Origin of the sequence: Ligilactobacillus sp. MP3, from assembly GCF_024436335.1 — a bacterium.
Classification (GTDB): Bacteria; Bacillota; Bacilli; order Lactobacillales; family Lactobacillaceae; genus Ligilactobacillus; species Ligilactobacillus salivarius.
On sequence record NZ_JANFQI010000005.1, the window covers coordinates 16,701 to 34,924 of the forward strand.

16 protein-coding genes are annotated in these 18,224 nt (G+C 34.6%); 11 read left to right on the plus strand and 5 right to left on the minus strand.

The features are described 5' to 3' along the window. Nucleotides 1-26: 26 nt before the first annotated feature. The gene (locus NOU10_RS04895; protein ID WP_011476385.1) at nt 27-617 is read right to left on the minus strand and encodes a histidine phosphatase family protein; all 591 of its coding nucleotides are present in this window, start codon (nt 615-617) and stop codon (nt 27-29) included. 142 nt (nt 618-759) lie between these two features. Between NOU10_RS04895 and NOU10_RS04900 the strand changes: the two genes are divergently transcribed. Next, the gene (locus NOU10_RS04900; protein ID WP_255906205.1) at nt 760-1,308 is read left to right on the plus strand and encodes a cysteine hydrolase family protein; all 549 of its coding nucleotides are present in this window, start codon (nt 760-762) and stop codon (nt 1,306-1,308) included. Between the two features lie 59 nt (nt 1,309-1,367). Here NOU10_RS04900 and NOU10_RS04905 read toward each other — a convergent pair whose 3' ends face one another. Then, nucleotides 1,368-3,728 carry a phosphoketolase gene (locus NOU10_RS04905; RefSeq protein WP_255906206.1) on the minus strand — a complete coding sequence of 787 codons (2,361 nt, stop codon included), beginning with the start codon at nt 3,726-3,728 and terminating at the stop codon, nt 1,368-1,370. A gap of 156 nt (nt 3,729-3,884) precedes the next feature. Beyond that, on the minus strand, nt 3,885-4,610 hold the full coding sequence (locus NOU10_RS04910) for a GntR family transcriptional regulator (protein WP_255906207.1): 726 nt from the start codon (nt 4,608-4,610) through the stop codon (nt 3,885-3,887). A gap of 139 nt (nt 4,611-4,749) precedes the next feature. Here NOU10_RS04910 and galE point away from each other — a divergent pair, with 139 nt between their 5' ends. Continuing rightward, on the plus strand, nt 4,750-5,742 hold the full coding sequence (galE, locus tag NOU10_RS04915; RefSeq protein ID WP_003703422.1) for a UDP-glucose 4-epimerase GalE: 993 nt from the start codon (nt 4,750-4,752) through the stop codon (nt 5,740-5,742). A 34-nt stretch (nt 5,743-5,776) separates the two neighbouring features. Here the strand turns inward: galE and NOU10_RS04920 are convergent, their stop codons facing one another. After that, on the minus strand, nt 5,777-6,109 hold the full coding sequence (locus NOU10_RS04920) for a helix-turn-helix domain-containing protein (protein ID WP_003703410.1): 333 nt from the start codon (nt 6,107-6,109) through the stop codon (nt 5,777-5,779). Nucleotides 6,110-6,252: 143 nt separating this feature from the next. Between NOU10_RS04920 and NOU10_RS04925 the strand changes: the two genes are divergently transcribed. The 4 genes from NOU10_RS04925 (at nt 6,253) to NOU10_RS04940 (ending at nt 9,790) form a co-directional block, all read left to right on the plus strand. Further along, nucleotides 6,253-7,317 (plus strand): LLM class flavin-dependent oxidoreductase, encoded by a 1,065-nt coding sequence (locus NOU10_RS04925; protein ID WP_255906208.1) that lies wholly within the window; start codon nt 6,253-6,255, stop codon nt 7,315-7,317. A 1-nt stretch (nt 7,318) separates the two neighbouring features. Beyond that, the gene (locus NOU10_RS04930; RefSeq protein ID WP_081509886.1) at nt 7,319-7,882 is read left to right on the plus strand and encodes an NADPH-dependent FMN reductase; all 564 of its coding nucleotides are present in this window, start codon (nt 7,319-7,321) and stop codon (nt 7,880-7,882) included. A 131-nt stretch (nt 7,883-8,013) separates the two neighbouring features. Next, the gene (locus tag NOU10_RS04935) at nt 8,014-9,066 is read left to right on the plus strand and encodes an aldose epimerase family protein (RefSeq protein ID WP_003703420.1); all 1,053 of its coding nucleotides are present in this window, start codon (nt 8,014-8,016) and stop codon (nt 9,064-9,066) included. Nucleotides 9,067-9,148: 82 nt separating this feature from the next. Then, the gene (locus NOU10_RS04940; protein ID WP_161022597.1) at nt 9,149-9,790 is read left to right on the plus strand and encodes an HAD family hydrolase; all 642 of its coding nucleotides are present in this window, start codon (nt 9,149-9,151) and stop codon (nt 9,788-9,790) included. A gap of 56 nt (nt 9,791-9,846) precedes the next feature. Here the strand turns inward: NOU10_RS04940 and NOU10_RS04945 are convergent, their stop codons facing one another. Continuing rightward, on the minus strand, nt 9,847-10,767 hold the full coding sequence (locus NOU10_RS04945) for a DMT family transporter (protein WP_255906209.1): 921 nt from the start codon (nt 10,765-10,767) through the stop codon (nt 9,847-9,849). A 110-nt stretch (nt 10,768-10,877) separates the two neighbouring features. Here NOU10_RS04945 and NOU10_RS04950 point away from each other — a divergent pair, with 110 nt between their 5' ends. The 5 genes from NOU10_RS04950 (at nt 10,878) to NOU10_RS04970 (ending at nt 18,191) form a co-directional block, all read left to right on the plus strand. Further along, the gene (locus NOU10_RS04950; RefSeq protein WP_255906210.1) at nt 10,878-11,933 is read left to right on the plus strand and encodes an AI-2E family transporter; all 1,056 of its coding nucleotides are present in this window, start codon (nt 10,878-10,880) and stop codon (nt 11,931-11,933) included. Further along, nucleotides 11,934-13,121 carry a MalY/PatB family protein gene (locus tag NOU10_RS04955; RefSeq protein ID WP_003709607.1) on the plus strand — a complete coding sequence of 396 codons (1,188 nt, stop codon included), beginning with the start codon at nt 11,934-11,936 and terminating at the stop codon, nt 13,119-13,121. Between the two features lie 93 nt (nt 13,122-13,214). After that, a complete protein-coding gene (locus NOU10_RS04960; RefSeq protein ID WP_003701203.1) occupies nt 13,215-13,901 on the plus strand; it encodes a 2,3-diphosphoglycerate-dependent phosphoglycerate mutase in 687 nt (228 codons plus the stop codon). 134 nt (nt 13,902-14,035) lie between these two features. Next, entirely contained in the window at nt 14,036-14,983 is a 948-nt protein-coding gene (locus NOU10_RS04965) for a zinc ribbon domain-containing protein (protein WP_255906211.1), read from the plus strand. Between the two features lie 169 nt (nt 14,984-15,152). Then, complete coding sequence (locus tag NOU10_RS04970) at nt 15,153-18,191, plus strand: YhgE/Pip domain-containing protein (protein WP_255906212.1); 3,039 nt, start codon at nt 15,153-15,155, stop codon at nt 18,189-18,191. Nucleotides 18,192-18,224: the final 33 nt, after the last annotated feature.

The window sequence follows — 18,224 nt, forward strand, 5'->3', positions numbered from 1 at the left end:
GAAAAAAGGAGATGGTACCTTATTTTTTAGCGATTGAAGTAAATAACAGTTTTAGTATCTTTAGTCATTTTAACCTTAGTAATACCAGCATTTGTAGGTTCGCTAATATTAACTAGATTACCGATATTGAGAATATAATCTAAGATTAATTTGATGGTGAAACCATGGCTAACAACTAGTACAGAGTCATCAGGATGTCGAGCGATAACTTCATCGAAGAAAGATTCTAAACGTGATTTTACTTCTAAATATGTATCACCTTTTGAATCCACCCAAGAATTAGGAAGTAAATTATGATGTTCATCAAAATATTGGGGATACTTTTGCCAAATATCAGCTTCAATTTCGCCATCCCAAGTACCATAATCATATTCTTTTAGGCGAGGGTCAAAAGTAATAGTTTTATCGCTACCACCGATGATTGTGGCAGTTTGAGCAGCTCGTAAAAGCGGACTAGCATAGATAGCGTCAAAATTGTCAGTTCCAAGTTTGGAAAGTGTAACTTGAGCTTGAGAGCGTCCAAGTTCAGTTAGTGGAGTGTCAATTTGGCTACCTTGAAGAATTCCCTTAGCATTGGCTTCACTTTGTCCGTGACGGATAATATAAAATGTTGTCATAATTGCACACCTCTAGCGTAATTTTCTTTAGTTTAAAGGTTTTCAAAAATTAATTCAAGAAAATAAAATTAATATTGCTAAATTATTTAAAAGTGATACAGTAGGTAGAAAAGACAACTAGTCGAAGAAAAGAGTGGTATAAATGACAAAGGCATTGTTGATTATTGATTATACTAATGATTTCGTGGATGATAAGGGAGCTTTAACTTGTGGTAAGCCGGCTCAAGAGTTGGAAGACTACATTGTTAAAACAGCTCAAGATTTTTATAGCAATGGTGATTATGTAATTCTACCAACAGATACACATTTTGAAAATGACGTATTTCACCCAGAACATAAATTGTTTCCACCACATAATATAGCAGGGACTTGGGGACAAAAGTTGTATGGAAAATTAGATGAATGGTATCAAGAACATCAAGCAGACGAAAAGGTATATCAATTTGCGAAGAATCGCTACTCTGCCTTTCAAAATACTAATCTAGATAATTTCTTGCGTGAAAGAGAAATTAAAGATCTATATTTAGTAGGAGTTTGTACCGATATTTGTGTCTTACATACAGCAATTGGTGGCTACAATTTGAATTATCAATTAACAATTCTAAAAGATGGAGTAGCTACTTTTACAGATAATGGACAAGAATGGGCTCTAGAACATTTTAAGAATAGTTTAGGAGCAAAAGTTGAATAGAATACAAAAGAAGAGCCGAGAAATTAATCTCGACTCTTTTTAATTATTCAATTGATTTATTAATCAAGAGGTTTCCATTCCCAGTTTTCAACTTCTGGTAAATCAGTACCTTCATCACGAATGTATTGATGATGCTTAGCAACTTTAGCATCCATTTCAGCAACAAGTTGACCATACTTGTCAGCATCTGGAAGAGAAAGTGCAACAGATTTTACAAGATCGAAGCGATCCATTTGGCTTAGCACACGCATATCGAATGGAGTTGTGATATCACCATTTTCACGATAGCCGTGGAAAGCAACGTTATGATTGTGACGGTAGTAGAAGATGTCACGCAATAGACCTTCATAACCATGGAAAGCAAAGATAACGGGCTTGTCTTTTGTAAAGTAAGCATCAAATTCATCATCGCTTAAGCCACGAGGATCTACCTTAGGACTACGTAACTTCAAGATATCAACAACATTGATGAAGCGAATCTTCAAGTCAGGTAATTTTTCATGCAAGATAGAAATTGCAGCTAAAGCTTCTAAGTTTGGTTCTGTACCAGCAGCAGCGATAACTACGTCTGGTTCAGCATTCTTATCAGTTGAAGCCCAATCAATAATCTTCAAACCTTTATCAACTAATTCCTTAGCTTCTGCAGCTGAGTAGAATTGTTGACGTGGGTGCTTAGAAGCAACAATCAAGTTAATCTTATCGCGATCATTAATAGTCTTGTCGAATACAGCCAATAATGAGTTAGCATCTGAAGGTAAGTATTCACGAATATATTCAGGTTTCTTATCAGCTAAGTGACCTAAAATACCAGGATCTTGGTGTGTGTAACCATTGTGATCTTGTTGGAATACAGTAGATGTAGCAATAACATTCAATGATGGAATTGATGTACGCCAAGGTTGTTCAGTTGCTTTACGTAACCACTTGAAGTGTTGTGTCAACATAGAGTCAACTACACGCAAGAATGATTCATAACTTGCAAAGAAACCATGACGACCAGTCAAAACATATCCTTCTAAGAAACCTTCAGCTTGATGTTCTGATAATTGAGAATCAATAACTTGACCTGATGGAGCTAAGTATTGATCGTTAGGTTCCTTAATTTCAGCTAACCATTGACGCTTAGTTACGTCAAAGATAGGTGCTAAACGGTTAGACATTGTTTCGTCAGGACCAAAGACACGATAGTTATGACGGTTATCAGAAAGTACTTTTTCAAGGTATTTACCTAAAACAGTCATATCTTGAGCAACTTCTTTACCTGGAACAGATGTATCAACAGCAAAATCACGGAAATCAGGTTTGATAACTTCTCTGATTAATTTACCAGGGTTAGTGTGAGGGTTAGCAGCCATACGCTTGTCGCCCTTAGGTGTAATTTCAGCAATTTCAGCTTTCAACTTACCATTTTCATCGAACAATTCTTCAGGTTTATAACTTTCAAGCCAGTCAACCAAAGCATCAGCATGTTGCATATCATTTTGGTCAACAGGAATTGGAATTTGATGGGCACGGAATGAATTTTCAATTGGTTCGCCATCCCATTCTTTAGGACCAGTCCAACCTTTAGGGGCACGGAAGATAATAACAGGCCATGTTGGAAGGCTAGAATCGTTATTTTCACGAGCATTCTTTTGAATAGCCTTAATTTCTTCAATTGCTTCATCCATTGCTTTAGCCATTGCAGGATGCATCAACTTAGGATCATCGCCTTCAACAAAGATTGGATGCCATCCCATTCCTTCAAAGTACTTAGTTAAAGTTTCGTCACTTTCACGAGAAAGAATAGTAGGGTTAGAGATCTTAAATCCGTTAAGATCTAAGATTGGCAGAACAGCACCATCATGAATAGGATTAATAAATTTATTAGATTGCCATGAAGCAGCTAAAGGACCAGTTTCAGCTTCACCGTCCCCAACAACTGCTGCAACAATTAAATCAGGATTATCTAACACTGCACCAACAGAATGAGAGATAGAGTAACCTAATTCGCCACCTTCATGGATAGAACCTGGTGTTTCTGGAGCAGCATGAGAAGCTACACCACCAGGGAAAGAGAATCGTTTAAATAAACGTTTCATACCTTGTTCATCTTGAGAGATCTCAGGATATATTTCAGAGTAAGAACCATCAAGATATGAATTAGAAACCATAACTTGACCACCATGACCAGGACCTTCAACATAGAACATATTTAAGTCATATTTGTTAATAACACGGTTTAAATGAGCGTAAATGAAGTTTTGTCCAGCAATAGTTCCCCAATGACCGATTGGCTTAACTTTAACGTCTTCTGCTTTTAAAGGACGACGAAGTAGGGGGTTATCTTTTAAATACAATTGACCAACTGAAACGTAATTAGCAGCACGCCAATAAGCATCTAATTTATCTAAATATTCTTGGGATGAATAATCTGTCATGAGTGTATCCTCCTAATAATAAGTCTATTTTTCTTTAATAATTAACTTTACAAGTAAATAATAACGCTTTTTTATAAAATGTCAACCATTTTTAAAATTGGAACGTACCAATTTTAAAGAATATTAAGAAAAAACTCTCAATGCAAAGCATGAGAGTTAATCTAGATTAATAAATGTATTGAATTTAAGATACTTAAAATGCAGTCTCATTTGTGAAAATTCAAATGGAGTACCATTATCTAAAAAGAAGATACCTTCCATAACACTAACTGGTTCGTTTTCTTTAAGGTTGAGTAAATTTTGATCTTCTGTAGTTGAAGGTTCGGCATAGATTGACATGAATGACTTGCTGGCAGTTTGGTTAAGTTCAGATTGAATGTAAGCAAAGATTGAACTTTCAAGCTGAGTACGACTGAGCTTAGGTAAGATTTTAATAGGAATATATCCTGTTTCAATCATAAAAGGTTCATCTTCAAAAAGACGAAGACGAATAATCTTATACACAAAATCTTCAGAAGATAAGAATAAATCTCTTTGTAATTCTGAAGTCGGTTTTATTACTTGAAAGTCTAAAATTTTAGTCTGAGGTTTCTTTCCTTTTAACCTAAAGTTATCAGAAATTCCCAAGTTTGATCCTTCTTCATAATTAAAAATAGATTCATTTTTTAAATACAAGGGATTAATAAAAGTACCAGATCCCCGTTTTTTAAAAATAATACCTTCGTTAGACATTTTGTTAAGAGCACGTTTGACCGAACTACGACTAACATTGTATTGTTCAGCTAATGAACGTTCATCTGGTAGTTTCATATCAGTAAACTTACCAGCAAATATTTTTTCTTTTAAATCACTGATAATATTTTTATAGACTAATTCAGCCATTTTCTCCCCACTTTCTATCATAAAAAGTCAATTCTTATACAATAAAGTAAAGCACAATTGTAAAAAAACGACAAGTGGTGACACACAGCAGCTAAAGAAGGTGGTAAAATAAGAGATAAGTAATTTTAGGAGGAAAGTTATGTCAGTATTAGTTTTAGGTGGTGCTGGATACATTGGTTCCCACACTGTAGATCGCTTAGTTGAAGCGGGTAAAGACGTTGTCGTAGTTGATAGCTTGGTTACAGGTCATTTAGCTGCGGTACGCAAAGAAGCAAAATTTTATCAAGGGGATTTAGCAGACAAGGATTTCATGCGTAAAGTTTTCACTGAAAATCCAGATATTGATGCAGTAATTCACTTTGCAGCATTCTCATTAGTTGCAGAATCTATGAAAGATCCTTTGAAGTATTTCGATAACAATACAGCAGGTATGGTTAAACTTCTTGAAGTTATGAATGAGTTTGATATCAAGTATATCGTCTTCTCGTCCACAGCTGCTACATATGGTATTCCTGAAAAAATGCCAATCTATGAAGATGATCCACAACTTCCAATCAACCCATATGGCGAAAGTAAGTTAATGATGGAAAAAATTATGCGTTGGGCAGATGAAGCTTATGGAATTAAGTTTGTTGCTTTACGTTACTTCAATGTGGCTGGTGCAAAACCAGATGGATCTATTGGTGAAGATCATCATCCAGAAACACACTTATTACCAATCGTATTGCAAGTAGCAATGGGTGAACGTGAAAAGTTACAAATTTTTGGCGATGATTACAACACTCCAGATGGAACTAATGTCCGTGACTACGTACATCCATTTGATTTAGCAGATGCACATATTTTAGCAGTAGATTATTTACGTAATGGTAACGAATCAAGTGCCTTTAACTTAGGTTCTTCAACAGGTTTTTCTAATTTAGAAATCGTAAAAGCTGCTCGTGAAGTAACTGGTAAAGAAATTCCAGCTGAAATTGCCGCTCGTCGTGGGGGAGATCCAGATACATTGATTGCTGCTTCAGAAAAAGCACGCAAAGTTCTAGGATGGAAACCAGAATTTGATGACATTCACAAGATTATCGAAACTGCTTGGAAATGGCATACAACTCATCCACAAGGATATAACGACTAAAAATAAAGAAAGCTTGAGACTCTAAAAACGAGTTTCAAGCTTTTTTTGATAAGTGTTGTTGATGACGTAAACCCCATTTATGAAGACTATCAATGATATCTTCAAGTTCTTTTCCATGTTCAGTAAGACTATATTCAACTTTAGGTGGGACAGTAGGGTAGACTGTTCTAGTAATTAAATCATCTTCTTCAAGTTCTTTGAGATTCTTAGATAACATTTTCTTTGAAATTTCAGGAAGAACCTTTTGCAAGTCTGAGAAACGCATAGTCTGATTTTTTAATAGATATAAGATGATTGGTATTTTCCATTTACCCAAAATAGTATCCAAACCATCATCAACACGGCAAAATTGTGGATCAATCTTCATAAATATACCTCGCAATATCTCAGTATTCATCTAAAAGTATACTTTAAGTTACCTAGTTATTAAAATGAAACCTCTTCACAAAAGAAAAAATCCTAGTAGAATAACTTACATAAAGTAAGCAAGATAAAAAAGAGGTTTTAACAATGGCAATGGAAGATTATCGTATAAATAAAGAAAATGGACTAGAATTTGGCTTATATTCACTAGGAGATCACATGCCTAATGCCCTTACAGGCAAACGTGTTTCAGCTAAAGAAAGAATTGATCAAATTGTTGCTGAAGCAAAATTAGCAGAAGAAGCAGGATTAGATTTTTTTAGTGTAGGTGAAAGTCATCAAAAATATTTTGTTGGACAAGCTCATGTAGTTATTTTAGGAGCAGTTGCTCAAGCTACTGAAAAGATTAAGATTGGCTCATCTGCAACAATTGTTTCAACATCTGACCCTGTTAGAATTTATGAAAATTTTGCGACATTAGATTTACTGTCCAATGGTCGTGCTGAAATTATTGGTGGACGTGCTTCGCGTTTAGGGCTATTTGATTTGTTAGGTTATAACGTGAATGACTACGAGGAATTATTTGAAGAAAAATTTGAATTACTACTCAAAATTAACGAAAATCATCGCATTAACTGGGAAGGTAATTTCCGAGCACCATTAAAAGACGCAGAAGTTTTACCAAGACCATTGAATGATAAGCTACCAATTTGGCGTGCAGTAGGTGGACCAGCTGAAAGTGCAATTAAAGCTGGATTACAAGGTGTACCAATGACAATCACTTTATTAGGTGGCCCATTGCCTATCTTTAAGCGTTCAATCGATGCTTATCGTCAAAGTTTGAAGATGAAGAACTATAATCCAAGTGATTTTCCGGTAGCAACAACAGGATTTTTCTATGCAGCTGATGATACTAAGACTGCTTTAAAAGAACTTTATCCTTATGTAGATCAAGGAATGAAGTTAGCAAATGGTACAGGTTATCATAAACGTTTATTTGCTAATGGCGCAGACATGAATGATGTAATGTTAGTAGGAAGTCCGCAACAAATTATCGAAAAAATGATTTATCAATACGAAGAACTAGGCCATCAAAGATATTTAGCACAAATTGATTTTGGTGGAATGCCATTTGAAAAAGTTATGAAGAACATCGAAATTATCGGAACAAAGATTTTACCAGAAGTTAAAAAGTATACAAAGGGGAAATAATATGAAAGTTGTAGCAATTTCCGGAGCTATAATTGGGAAAAAGACTCTAACTGCTATGAAATATGTAGCAGAAAAGATGAATAAAGATTTTCCAGAGGTTGAATTTGACTTGATAGATCTGGGTGAAAAGGATATTCAATTTAGCGATGGACGTAATTATACCGAATATCAAGGAGATACTTTGGAAGTTACTACTAAGATTATGGAGGCAGATGCCCTAATAATTGGAACACCGATTTTCCAAGCTTCAATTCCTGGATCAGTGAAAAATATTTTTGATTTACTGCCGGAAAAAGCCTTACGTGACAAAGTGGTTTCAATTGTGGTTACTGCTGGTTCTGCTAAGCATTATTTAGTAGCTGAGATGCAACTTAAGCCAATCTTGTCATATATGAAGGCACAAGTTTTACCAGAAATTGTCTTTATTGAAGGACAGGATTTGTTCAGACAAGAAATCATCAATGCTGATATTAACTTCAGGTTGGATAAATTAGTTGAAGATACTTTAATCATGGTTGAAACTTTTAAAGAACTGCGAAAGAAACAAGAAGACGCATTATTCTAGAGTTACCAAGAAGGGTGGATGGAATTCCATTCTTCTTTTTTATTAGAATGGGTTTTGAAAACGGTCTACAAAATAGTCGTGAATTAGTGTACAATGATTATATAAATTGAAATAATTGGAGGAAGATTTTGATGGACATCTCAGCAGAACGTTTTGGTGAACTGAACGGTGAAAAGGTAAACAAAATTACATTGACAAACGATAATGGAGTAGCAATCTCATGTTTGACAATGGGAGCTTTATGGCACGAATTCTTAGTACCAGCTGCAGACGGTACAAAACAAAACTTGATTTTAAACTATAACACAGTAGCTGAATACTACAGCAATGGTTTATGCACTAATCAAGTAATTGGTCGTGTTGCAGGTCGAATTAAGAATGGTAAGTGCGAAATTAATGGGGAACAAGTAACTTTACCACAAAATGAAAACGGTAATACTTTGCACGGTGGTCCTCATGGATTTAATACTTATAACTGGAGCTTTACAACTTCTGCTAACCGTAACAGCATTAGTGTAATTTTCCAAAAACAAGTTTTAAGTGCAGTTGATGGATTCCCAGGAGATATTTTAGTAACTGTTATCTATACTTTAGACAATAGTAATAACGTAACAATTTCCTTTAATGCACTTGGAGACGATAAGGTAGATACACTATTTAACCCAACTAACCACGTTTACTTTAACTTGAGCAATCGTTCTGATTTGGCTAGTCATGAGCTTAAAATCAATAGTGACGGATATCTAGAATTAGATGAGAACCTAATTCCAACAGGCCGCATTCGTCATGGCGAAGGTACAGCTTATGATTTTACTAAAGGTGCTAATTTATACGAAGCTATCCAACAAAATGAAAAAGGTGGCTTTGATGATGCATTTGTTGTAAATGGACCAGGTAAGGCTGTGGAACCAATCGCTGTTTTACGTGATACTCAATCTGGAAATACAGTAACAATTGATTCAGATCGTAACAGTTTGATCATGTATACAATGAATGATGATTTGCCAGATGTTCATTTCAAACGTGATAATGGACGCCCTGCTAAGAAACAAGAAGGGGTAGCTTTAGAAGCTCAAACTTTACCAGATGCAATTAATCAAGAAACATTTGGAGATATTGTATTACCACGTGGGGCAAAGCGTTCCTACCATATTAAATACACATATTCTAACGATAAAAATTAATTTGAACTAAAATAGATCTTTCGTTAAGATTATAATAAACAAAAAGTCAGTATTATTACTGGCTTTTTTCTTGAGGTGAGTTATGTTAGAAAATTATTTATTTGACTTTGACGGTACAATTGCTGATTCTGGTGAAACTGGAATTATCGCAGTTCAAAAAGCTTTTGTTGATTATGGATTGGAGAAGCCAACTGCAGAATCAGTCAGATATTATATGGGTGTTCCAATCGAAACATTCTTCCCTAAAATATCTAATCGTGAGTTAAACGATACTGAATGGGAAGAAGTTTTTGCGATATTTAGACAATACTACAGTGAATTAGAACTTGAAATTACACAACTTTTCCCAGGTATGAAAGAAACTTTGATGCAATTAGTTGAGGATGGGAAACGTTTATTTGTGGTATCAAGCAAGAACTCAGTTTCCTTAAATAGAAATTTGGAAAACTTGGGGATAGCAGATTTGTTTACAGACACAATTGGATCTGATCAAGTGGAAAACTACAAGCCAGCTCCAGATGGTATAAATATACTTGCTGATAGACATGATTTAGATAAGGCAAAGACGGTTATGATTGGCGATGCTAAGTATGATTTACAAATGGGTAAAGCTGCTGAAGTTAAAACATGTGGCTGTGCTTGGGACACTTATGATATTGAATTATTGAAAAATGAAGAACCGGACTATTTGTTAGATAAGGTGGAAAAACTACTGGAAATATAGAGAATTAATAAAAAGCGTTGATGCACATCAACGCTTTTTTGCTATGATTATAGTTTTTAAAGATTATGGTTGCTATCTTTATTATCTTCTGTCCCAATAGCCAGAATAAAAACAGTACTGATAACTAGAAGACTACCGAGGATTTCAGCCCAGTTAAAACTCATCTTAAAGATAAGAAAGTCCAATAAAGCAGCGGTTAAGGGTTCAAAAGTGTCTAATAAAGTTGCTTCAGTAGCACTAATGAGATGGAGACTTTTTACAAAAAGATAGTAAGATAAAGCTGTTCCGATGAAGATTAAAAAAAGCATGTTCAAAGTAATAGCTGGTGTAAATTTTGGAACAGACTTCCATACTGGATGAATAAATTCAAAGACAATACCACCAACTAGCATCGCCCAAGCACTGATAGTAGTAGGATTATGTCGACGTAAAAGATCAACTGGCAAAACAGAATTTCCGGCTTGAGTTAGCATCAGAAAAATTCCCCAGATAATTGCCTCTTTTGAGATCGCAAGTTGATTAAAAGAACCTTTAGTAACCAATAACCAAGCACCAATAAGAGCAGTAATAGTCGCAATCCATTGTTTTCTACCAGGTAATTGTTTGAAAATAATAGCTGAATAAAAGATAACAGGAAGAATCCCTAAAGTTTGGATGATAGTTGCGACAGTTGCATTACTGTAATTAACAGTCATTGAATAAGTAAATTGTACTCCTGCCAAACCTAAAATGGAGAATAAGACAATTCCCAAAATATCCTTGAAACTTTTAAAGACCAGAAAAATTTTCTTACCATCAAGATAGTAAGCCAATCCCAGTAAAGTTAATGCTGACAAGCTCATTTTTACACCCATCATCCAATAAACTGAAACGTGTTGATCTTGAAAAAGATATTCAGAGGCAATTCCAGCCATTCCCCAGAAAATACCAGCTAAACTAGCATAAATAACTCCTTTTAAATGTGTTCTTGTTTGCAAAATTTCACCACCTAAAAAACATACTTTATCGATTATAGGTAAAATTGGGGGAAAATTAAAGACATTATTGAACTAAAATTGTAAAATAAAGGTATTATGCTAGGGAAGTGATGTTTTTGACACTGTGGCAACGTTTTTTAGGAAACGAACGGTTAAGGCGATTTACAGTTTTACTATTTTTAGTAGGAGTGCTGTATCTAGCTCGAAGTATGATGAGTTTAATCTTACTAACCTTTATTTTTTCGTTTCTAGTTATTAGTTTAAATGATGCAATTAGAAAGAAAATAGATATTCCTTCTAAATTAATTGTCATCATTGTTTATTTGTTGATGATAGGTGGTATTTACTTAGCAATAACTATCTACCTACCAAAATTAGTTACACAATCGGAAAATTTGGTAAATTACATTGTTAAGTTCTACAATCATCCACCTAAGGGAACAAATGATGTGATTAATATGGTCACACAGTATATTAGTCAATCCGATATTATGAAGCAAATGCGTGGTGGTATGTCAATTATCGTTAAGTATTTGGCGAATATTGGAACGATGGGAATGACGTTTATTATGGCGTTATTACTAAGCTTTTTCTTTACAATTGATAAAGATGATTTGTTTAAGTTTTCAAAATCATTTTTAAAGGGTCCATATTCATGGTTCTTTAATGACGTTTACTACTTTGCTAAGATTTTTATTAACAGTTTTGGGGTTGTATTAGAAACTCAATTTATTATTGCTTTAATTAATACAGCAATTACAACAACGATTTTAGCATGTATGAAGATGCCTCAATTGTTCAGTTTAGCGTTATTAATATTCTTCATGAGTATGATTCCAGTTGCTGGTGTTATCATTTCAGCAATTCCGATGATGTTAATTGGTTACACTGTTGGTGGGGTAAAGTATATTATTTACATCATTATTATGCTTTGCGTGGTTCATGCCTTAGAAGCATATGTGTTAAATCCTAAGTTAATGTCAAGCAGAACAGAATTACCAATTTTCTACACATTTGTTGTACTATATGTGTCTGAACATTTATTTGGAATGTGGGGATTAATTGTTGGTATCCCAGTATTTACATTCCTTTTGGATATTTTAGGGGTTAAAAGCGACCATATTCGCAGAGAAAGACTGAAGAAATTCAGAGAGAAGGTAAAATAGATGGAAAAAGAAGAATTTATCAAGAAATACGCAGTTGAACGTCGTAACACTAACTCATCTAAATGGGATGGCTTAGAATCTCAATTCGGCGAAACTGATCTTTTACCTTTATGGGTAGCAGATACAGAATTCAAAGTTCCTGAAGCAGCACGAAAAGCATTGGTTGAACGTGTTGAACATGGTGCTTTTGGATATTCTTTAGTGCCAGATAGCTATTATGAAGCATACTTTAACTGGCAAAAGGAACGTTATGGAATTGAATTGCATAAAGATTGGATGAGATTTGGTACAGGGGTAGTGCAATCATTAAGTACTTTGATTGAAACCTTAACAGTTCCGGGTGAAGCGATCATGGTTTTACAACCAGTATATTACCCATTCATGCGAGTAATTGAAAATAACAATCGCAAATTAGTAATTTCTGAATTGGTAAATCATGATGGACATTACGAAATGGATTACGGAGATATCCAAAAGAAGATGCAAGAAAACAATGTTAAGTTACTAATTTTCTGCAGTCCACATAATCCAGTTGGTAGAGTTTGGTCTGAAGATGAATTGGAAAAATTACTAGCAATCTGCCACGATGAAAAAGTAAGAGTTATTGCTGATGAAATCCACCATGACTTAATTATTGGAGATAAGAAGTTCACATCTATGTTATCAATTAAAGATGGTTTCTATCGTGATAACTTAGTAATGGTGGATGCACCTTCTAAGACATTTAATATGGCATCATTATTAAACAGTCATGTAGTTATTCCTAATCCTCAAATTCGCGATTTATATGATGAAGTAGTGGGTCGTTTAAGTGCTCCTCAAGGTAGTCTATTAGGTCGTGTAGCTGCAGAAGCTGCATATCGCGAAGGTGCAGAATGGTTAGACAATATGATCGAAGTAATTAGAGATAACTTCGTTTATGTGCGCGATGAATTAACTAAAGCATTCCCTGAAATTAAAGTTAGTGATCTAGAAGGAACATATCTCATGTGGATTGATTTATCAGCACTTGTTCCAGCTGATAAAGTTGAAAAGCTAGTTAAGAAACAAGCTAAATTAGCAGTTGATTTTGGTGATTGGTTCGGTGAAAGTGGTAAAGGCCATATCCGAGTAAACCTTGCTACTACACCAGAAAACATCAAAAAAGCAGTATCTGCATTAGTAAATGCTTTAAAATCAGAAAATTAAGTAAAGTTTTACATGAAATAACTACCAATTTTTTCATTTTCAGTGTAAAATTAGGCTTGTAAATATTATTTTAAGAAAGAGGTTTACATTACTATGCCAAAATTAGTATTTATCCGTCACGGACAAAGTGAATGGAACTTAAAGAACCTTTTCACAGGTTGGGAAGACGTTAACTTGAGTGAAAAAGGTGTTGAAGAAGCTAAGGAAGCAGGTCGTAAGTTAAAAGAAGCTGGTATCGAATTTGACCAAGCTTACACATCTGTTTTAACTCGTGCTATCAAGACTTTACACTTTGCTTTGGAAGAATCTGGCCAATTATGGATTCCAGAAATGAAGACATGGCGTTTAAACGAACGTCACTATGGTGCATTACAAGGTAAGAACAAAGCAGACGCTGCTGAAAAGTATGGTGACGAACAAGTTCATATCTGGCGTCGTTCTTACGATGTATTACCTCCATTATTGAGTGCAGACGATGAAGGTTCTGCAGCAAACGATCGTCGTTATGCTGACTTAGACCCACGCATCATTCCTGGTGGCGAAAACTTGAAAGTTACTTTGGAACGTGTAATTCCTTTCTGGGAAGACCACATTGCACCAGACTTATTGGCTGGTAAGAACGTAATCGTTGCTGCACACGGTAACTCATTACGTGCTTTAACTAAGTACATCGAACAAATCTCTGATGAAGACATCATGAACGTTGAAATGGCAACAGGTCAACCAGTTGTTTACGACTTGGATGACAAGTTGAACATTGTAAACAAAGAAAAACTTTAAGATAGATTTTCTTTATGATATAGGCCACTCTCATTTTGAGGGTGGTTTTTTTGTTGTATAGAAGTTATTTCAGTTTAGAAAAAGAAGTTATATAATTTAGTTATATAGTTGTAATAAAAGGGGGAGAATATATTATGAAAAAATGCAATAAATGTGGAACTGTGAATTCAAAAGATGCAATTTTTTGTGAAAATTGTGGTAATAAACTATCAGAAAGTAAAAAGGTAGTATGTCAAAATTGTGGTTTTCCGAACTCAGTAGAAGCTTCTTTTTGTGAGAATTGTGGAAGTAAATTATCAGGAGTACAATCAAGTGATACTATATCTGATAATAATATTGATAATACATATGAAGAGTTACCAAAAATAGATAATACAAACAAAAAGCAAAAAGATGTTTCAAGAATAAAGTCTAAAAATTTAAGAAGATCACAAGGAAATTCTAAATCTAATAACTTAAGAAATATTGTTGTTACAGTAGCAATAATCATTGTAATTGTTATAGGGGCAGTTAGCTTGGGATATTTCAAGTCTAACAGACAAACTGAAAATTCAAGGAATAACAATTCGACTGTTGTACAAAAAGATAAATCCAATAGTAGTGAGAAGAGTTCAAGCTCAAATTCAAATAGTTATTCTGAAAGTTCTTCTAGTTCAGAAAAGGAAACATCAGATAATTCAGAAAAATTATCAGTATCAACTTTAACTAATAAACAGAATGCAGCTTCAATTTTAGTATATGGGGCTTTAAAAGCAGATGATCCTTTATTTAAGGGTAATTATGAGCTTTCTTTAAAGAATTCGCAGTTATATGTTAGTTTAGTTAAACTAAATGATGATGAAACTGAAGCTGATGAAACACCAATTCTATATGAATTAGCACCAGGACAAATGGACAGTTCTTGTGGATACAAATTAGGAAGGAATAGAGAAGTTTACTTCTATTCTCAAGTTAAAAATACACCGGGTTTTAGTAGAATAAGTGCGACTACTCAAGATGAAATTGTAGATTATATTAATAGTCATCATCTTGTAGATAAGGTTAATGAAATAGCTAATAATACAGTTGTTTACGGAGAATAAACATAATCTCTTCAAATGTCTAGTAAAATAGCTATCATGCTTATTTATTGTAGTTTTATAGCATCTAGAATGCGACAAATGTCGCTATCTGTTTATTGTCTACATAGTAACATAAAGTGTATATTATATAACGTTAGAATATAAATCGAGAAAGAGGGGGTATACTACTTTGAAGATGGTAGTTGAAGAATTTAATAACATTCGTAAACATAAAATTTTGACAGCAACGATTATTGCTATTATGATTATTCCCTTCCTATATAGTTTATTCTTCTTAAAATCAGTATGGGATCCTTATGGCAATACCAAGTATTTACCCGTTGCGGTAGTAAATAATGATAAGCCAGTTAAGTATCAAGGAAAGACATTTAAAGTCGGTGAAGACTTAGAAAAAGAATTAAGAGAGAATAAAGATTTAGGTTGGCATTTTGTTAACGCAAAAGAAGCTAAATATGGATTGAGCCATAAGAAGTACTATATGGTAATTACAATTCCTAAGAACTTCTCTAAAAATGCTACGACTGTGTTAGACAAGCATCCTAAGAAGATGCAACTAACATATAACACTAATGATGCGTTGAACTACATTGGTAAAGTTATCGGAGAAGAAGGAGCTAAGCAAGTAAATTCTTCTGTCCGTGATTCTGTTTCCGAAGCTTATGCCACAACAATGTTTGACACAGTGAAGAAAGTTGGTAAAGGTTTCAACAAAGCTGCTAAAGGTGCTACACAACTTTCAGATGGTGCATATACATTATCTGATGGTTTGAAGGTTTATACAGCAGGTGTTGACCAAGTTAACGATGGTGTTATCCAACTTAAGAACGGTGTTGCTCCATTGAGTGCTGGTGTATTGAAGTTAACAACTGGTGCTAGTGTATTGGCAGATGGATTAAACCAATTGCAAAGTAAAACAGGAACACTTGCTTCAGGTGTAAATCAATTAGCAACAGGTTCTAAGACTTTATCATCTGGATTGAACCAGTTACAAGGTAAGACAAGAACATTGGCTTCAGGTGTAAATCAATTAGCAACAGGTTCTAATGATTTAAACAATGGCTTAGGTCAATATATAAATGGTGTAAATCAATTAGTATTTGGTGTTGATACTTTACATGATAAAGTTGCTGGTAGTGCTGATAGTTTAAGTGCTGGTGCTACTAAATTAAATGACGGTAGTAAGCAACTAAATGATGGAGTTAATAAATATACAGCAGGGGTATCTCAACTTCAAAAAGGTTTGACTGAACTTAACGGTAATTCTAAATCATTGAAAGATGGTGCAGCACAAGTTGCCGCTGGTAATAAAGCATTAGCTGCTGAAGTTGCTAAAATTAATGTCAGCCAATTTAATAGTGGAGATACTACACAATTAATCAATGGCTTACAACAATTACAAGTTGTAAAGCAACAATTACAACCAGCAATGCAAGCTATAGCAACTCTACAAAGTAGTATGAGTGGAATGAAGGATGAATTAGCTGCTGTTCAAAGTTCATCTACAGAATTATCTAATAAGTTAGGTAGTGATTTGAAGACTGCTGGAAGTAGTGTTCAAGGTTCATCTGCAAATATTCAAGCTGTTTTAGGTTCTAGCAACTTAACAGATGCTGATAAGCAAAAATTACAAGCAGCTTTACAACAAAACCAAGCAGCTGGTAATGCAATTTCAGATGCAGGTACAACAGCAGGTCAAATTAAGGCTCAGATGGATGGTGTAAATACTAAGCTATCAGGACTTCAAGGTCAACTATCTAATTTATCAGCAATGTCTGATAAATTAACTAATGCAGCTAGTGTATTGAATGGAATTAATATCGATCCTAATGAATTAAAAGGTAATGCTGATAAATTGCAAGAATTAGCAAAGAGTGTAACTACTTTACAAGAAGCAACTAAAGCATTAGCTAAAGGTTCATCTGATTTGAATGATGGTGTAAACAAATATACTGCTGGTGTAACAAGTGCCTTAAATGGTGCAAAGCAATTGACTGATCAAAATGGTGCATTGACTTCTGGTGCAAGCCAATTATATGCAGGAACATCAGAATTGAAGAATGAATTGCCAGAATTAGTAACAGGTGTTACACAATTGAATAATGGCGCAGTAGCATTAGTTGCTAATAACGGTAAGATTTTATCTGGTTCCGCACAATTAGCTGGTGGAATAGGTCAAATGAATGCACAAATTCCAGCATTAACAAGTGGTGTAAATCAACTAGCAAATGGTGGTAACCAATTAGCTAGTGGTTTAGGCAAAATGAATACACAAATTCCAGCATTAACAAGTGGTGTAAATCAATTAGCAAACGGTGGTAACCAATTAGCTGGTGGTCTTGGACAACTTAATGCTCAAGTACCAACATTAACAAATGGTATAAACCAATTAGCAAATGGTACTCAACAACTAGCTGCTAACTCAGGACAATTAATTGATGGTGCCAATAAGATTAGCGAAGGCAATGGTACTCTAGCTAAGAGCTTAAGTGCTGGTGCTAAGGAAGTTAATAGTCAAAACTTGAATAGTGCAAATGCTAATATGTTCGCTGCACCTACAACATTGAAACACAAGAATTATTCTTATGTTCCTAACTATGGCTATGCATTAGCTCCATACATGCTATCAGTCGCTTTATATGTTGGTGCATTGGTATTTAACCTAGTTTATCCAATTCGTCGACTATCAACGCCTGATGGTTCTGCAACAGAATGGTTCTTTAGTAAGGTAGCTATAGGTGCTGTGGTAGCAATCGGAAATGCAGTTGTTGAAGTAGGATTGATGATGTTGGCTGGATTGCATCCAGATCATCCTGCTGCTACGTTTATGAATGCTATTTCATTCTCACTGGCGGCAATGTTCATAATTATGGTATTAGCGATGTTGTTCAGTAACCCTGGACGATTCATTGGTATGATTTTCTTAGTAATTCAATTAGGTGCCTGTGGTGGTTCCTTCCCAATTCAAATTACTAAGGGTATGAATGGTTTCTTCCAAGCAATTAACCCATACTTACCAATGACTTACTCTGTTTACGGATTCCGTGAATCATTATCCAGTGGTTTAGGAAGCAGCCAAATGACAATTTCATTGACAGTTCAATTAATCTTTATCGTAGCAAGCTTATTGCTATTATGGATTTCTATGAGTTACTTACGTACAAGCGGAAAGGTAAGTTATTCAGAAGAACCAACAAGCATTGAAGATTAGAATAGAAAAGAGAGATTTTCGAATTTTGAAAAT

Coding starts and splice junctions, on each gene's coding strand:
- NOU10_RS04895 (WP_011476385.1), bottom strand. CDS start 617: ATGACAACATTTTATATTATCCGTCACGGACAAAGTGAAGCCAATGCT.
- NOU10_RS04900 (WP_255906205.1), top strand. CDS start 760: ATGACAAAGGCATTGTTGATTATTGATTATACTAATGATTTCGTGGAT.
- NOU10_RS04905 (WP_255906206.1), bottom strand. CDS start 3,728: ATGACAGATTATTCATCCCAAGAATATTTAGATAAATTAGATGCTTAT.
- NOU10_RS04910 (WP_255906207.1), bottom strand. CDS start 4,610: ATGGCTGAATTAGTCTATAAAAATATTATCAGTGATTTAAAAGAAAAA.
- galE (WP_003703422.1), top strand. CDS start 4,750: ATGTCAGTATTAGTTTTAGGTGGTGCTGGATACATTGGTTCCCACACT.
- NOU10_RS04920 (WP_003703410.1), bottom strand. CDS start 6,109: ATGAAGATTGATCCACAATTTTGCCGTGTTGATGATGGTTTGGATACT.
- NOU10_RS04925 (WP_255906208.1), top strand. CDS start 6,253: ATGGCAATGGAAGATTATCGTATAAATAAAGAAAATGGACTAGAATTT.
- NOU10_RS04930 (WP_081509886.1), top strand. CDS start 7,319: ATGAAAGTTGTAGCAATTTCCGGAGCTATAATTGGGAAAAAGACTCTA.
- NOU10_RS04935 (WP_003703420.1), top strand. CDS start 8,014: ATGGACATCTCAGCAGAACGTTTTGGTGAACTGAACGGTGAAAAGGTA.
- NOU10_RS04940 (WP_161022597.1), top strand. CDS start 9,149: ATGTTAGAAAATTATTTATTTGACTTTGACGGTACAATTGCTGATTCT.
- NOU10_RS04950 (WP_255906210.1), top strand. CDS start 10,878: ATGTTTTTGACACTGTGGCAACGTTTTTTAGGAAACGAACGGTTAAGG.
- NOU10_RS04955 (WP_003709607.1), top strand. CDS start 11,934: ATGGAAAAAGAAGAATTTATCAAGAAATACGCAGTTGAACGTCGTAAC.
- NOU10_RS04960 (WP_003701203.1), top strand. CDS start 13,215: ATGCCAAAATTAGTATTTATCCGTCACGGACAAAGTGAATGGAACTTA.
- NOU10_RS04965 (WP_255906211.1), top strand. CDS start 14,036: ATGAAAAAATGCAATAAATGTGGAACTGTGAATTCAAAAGATGCAATT.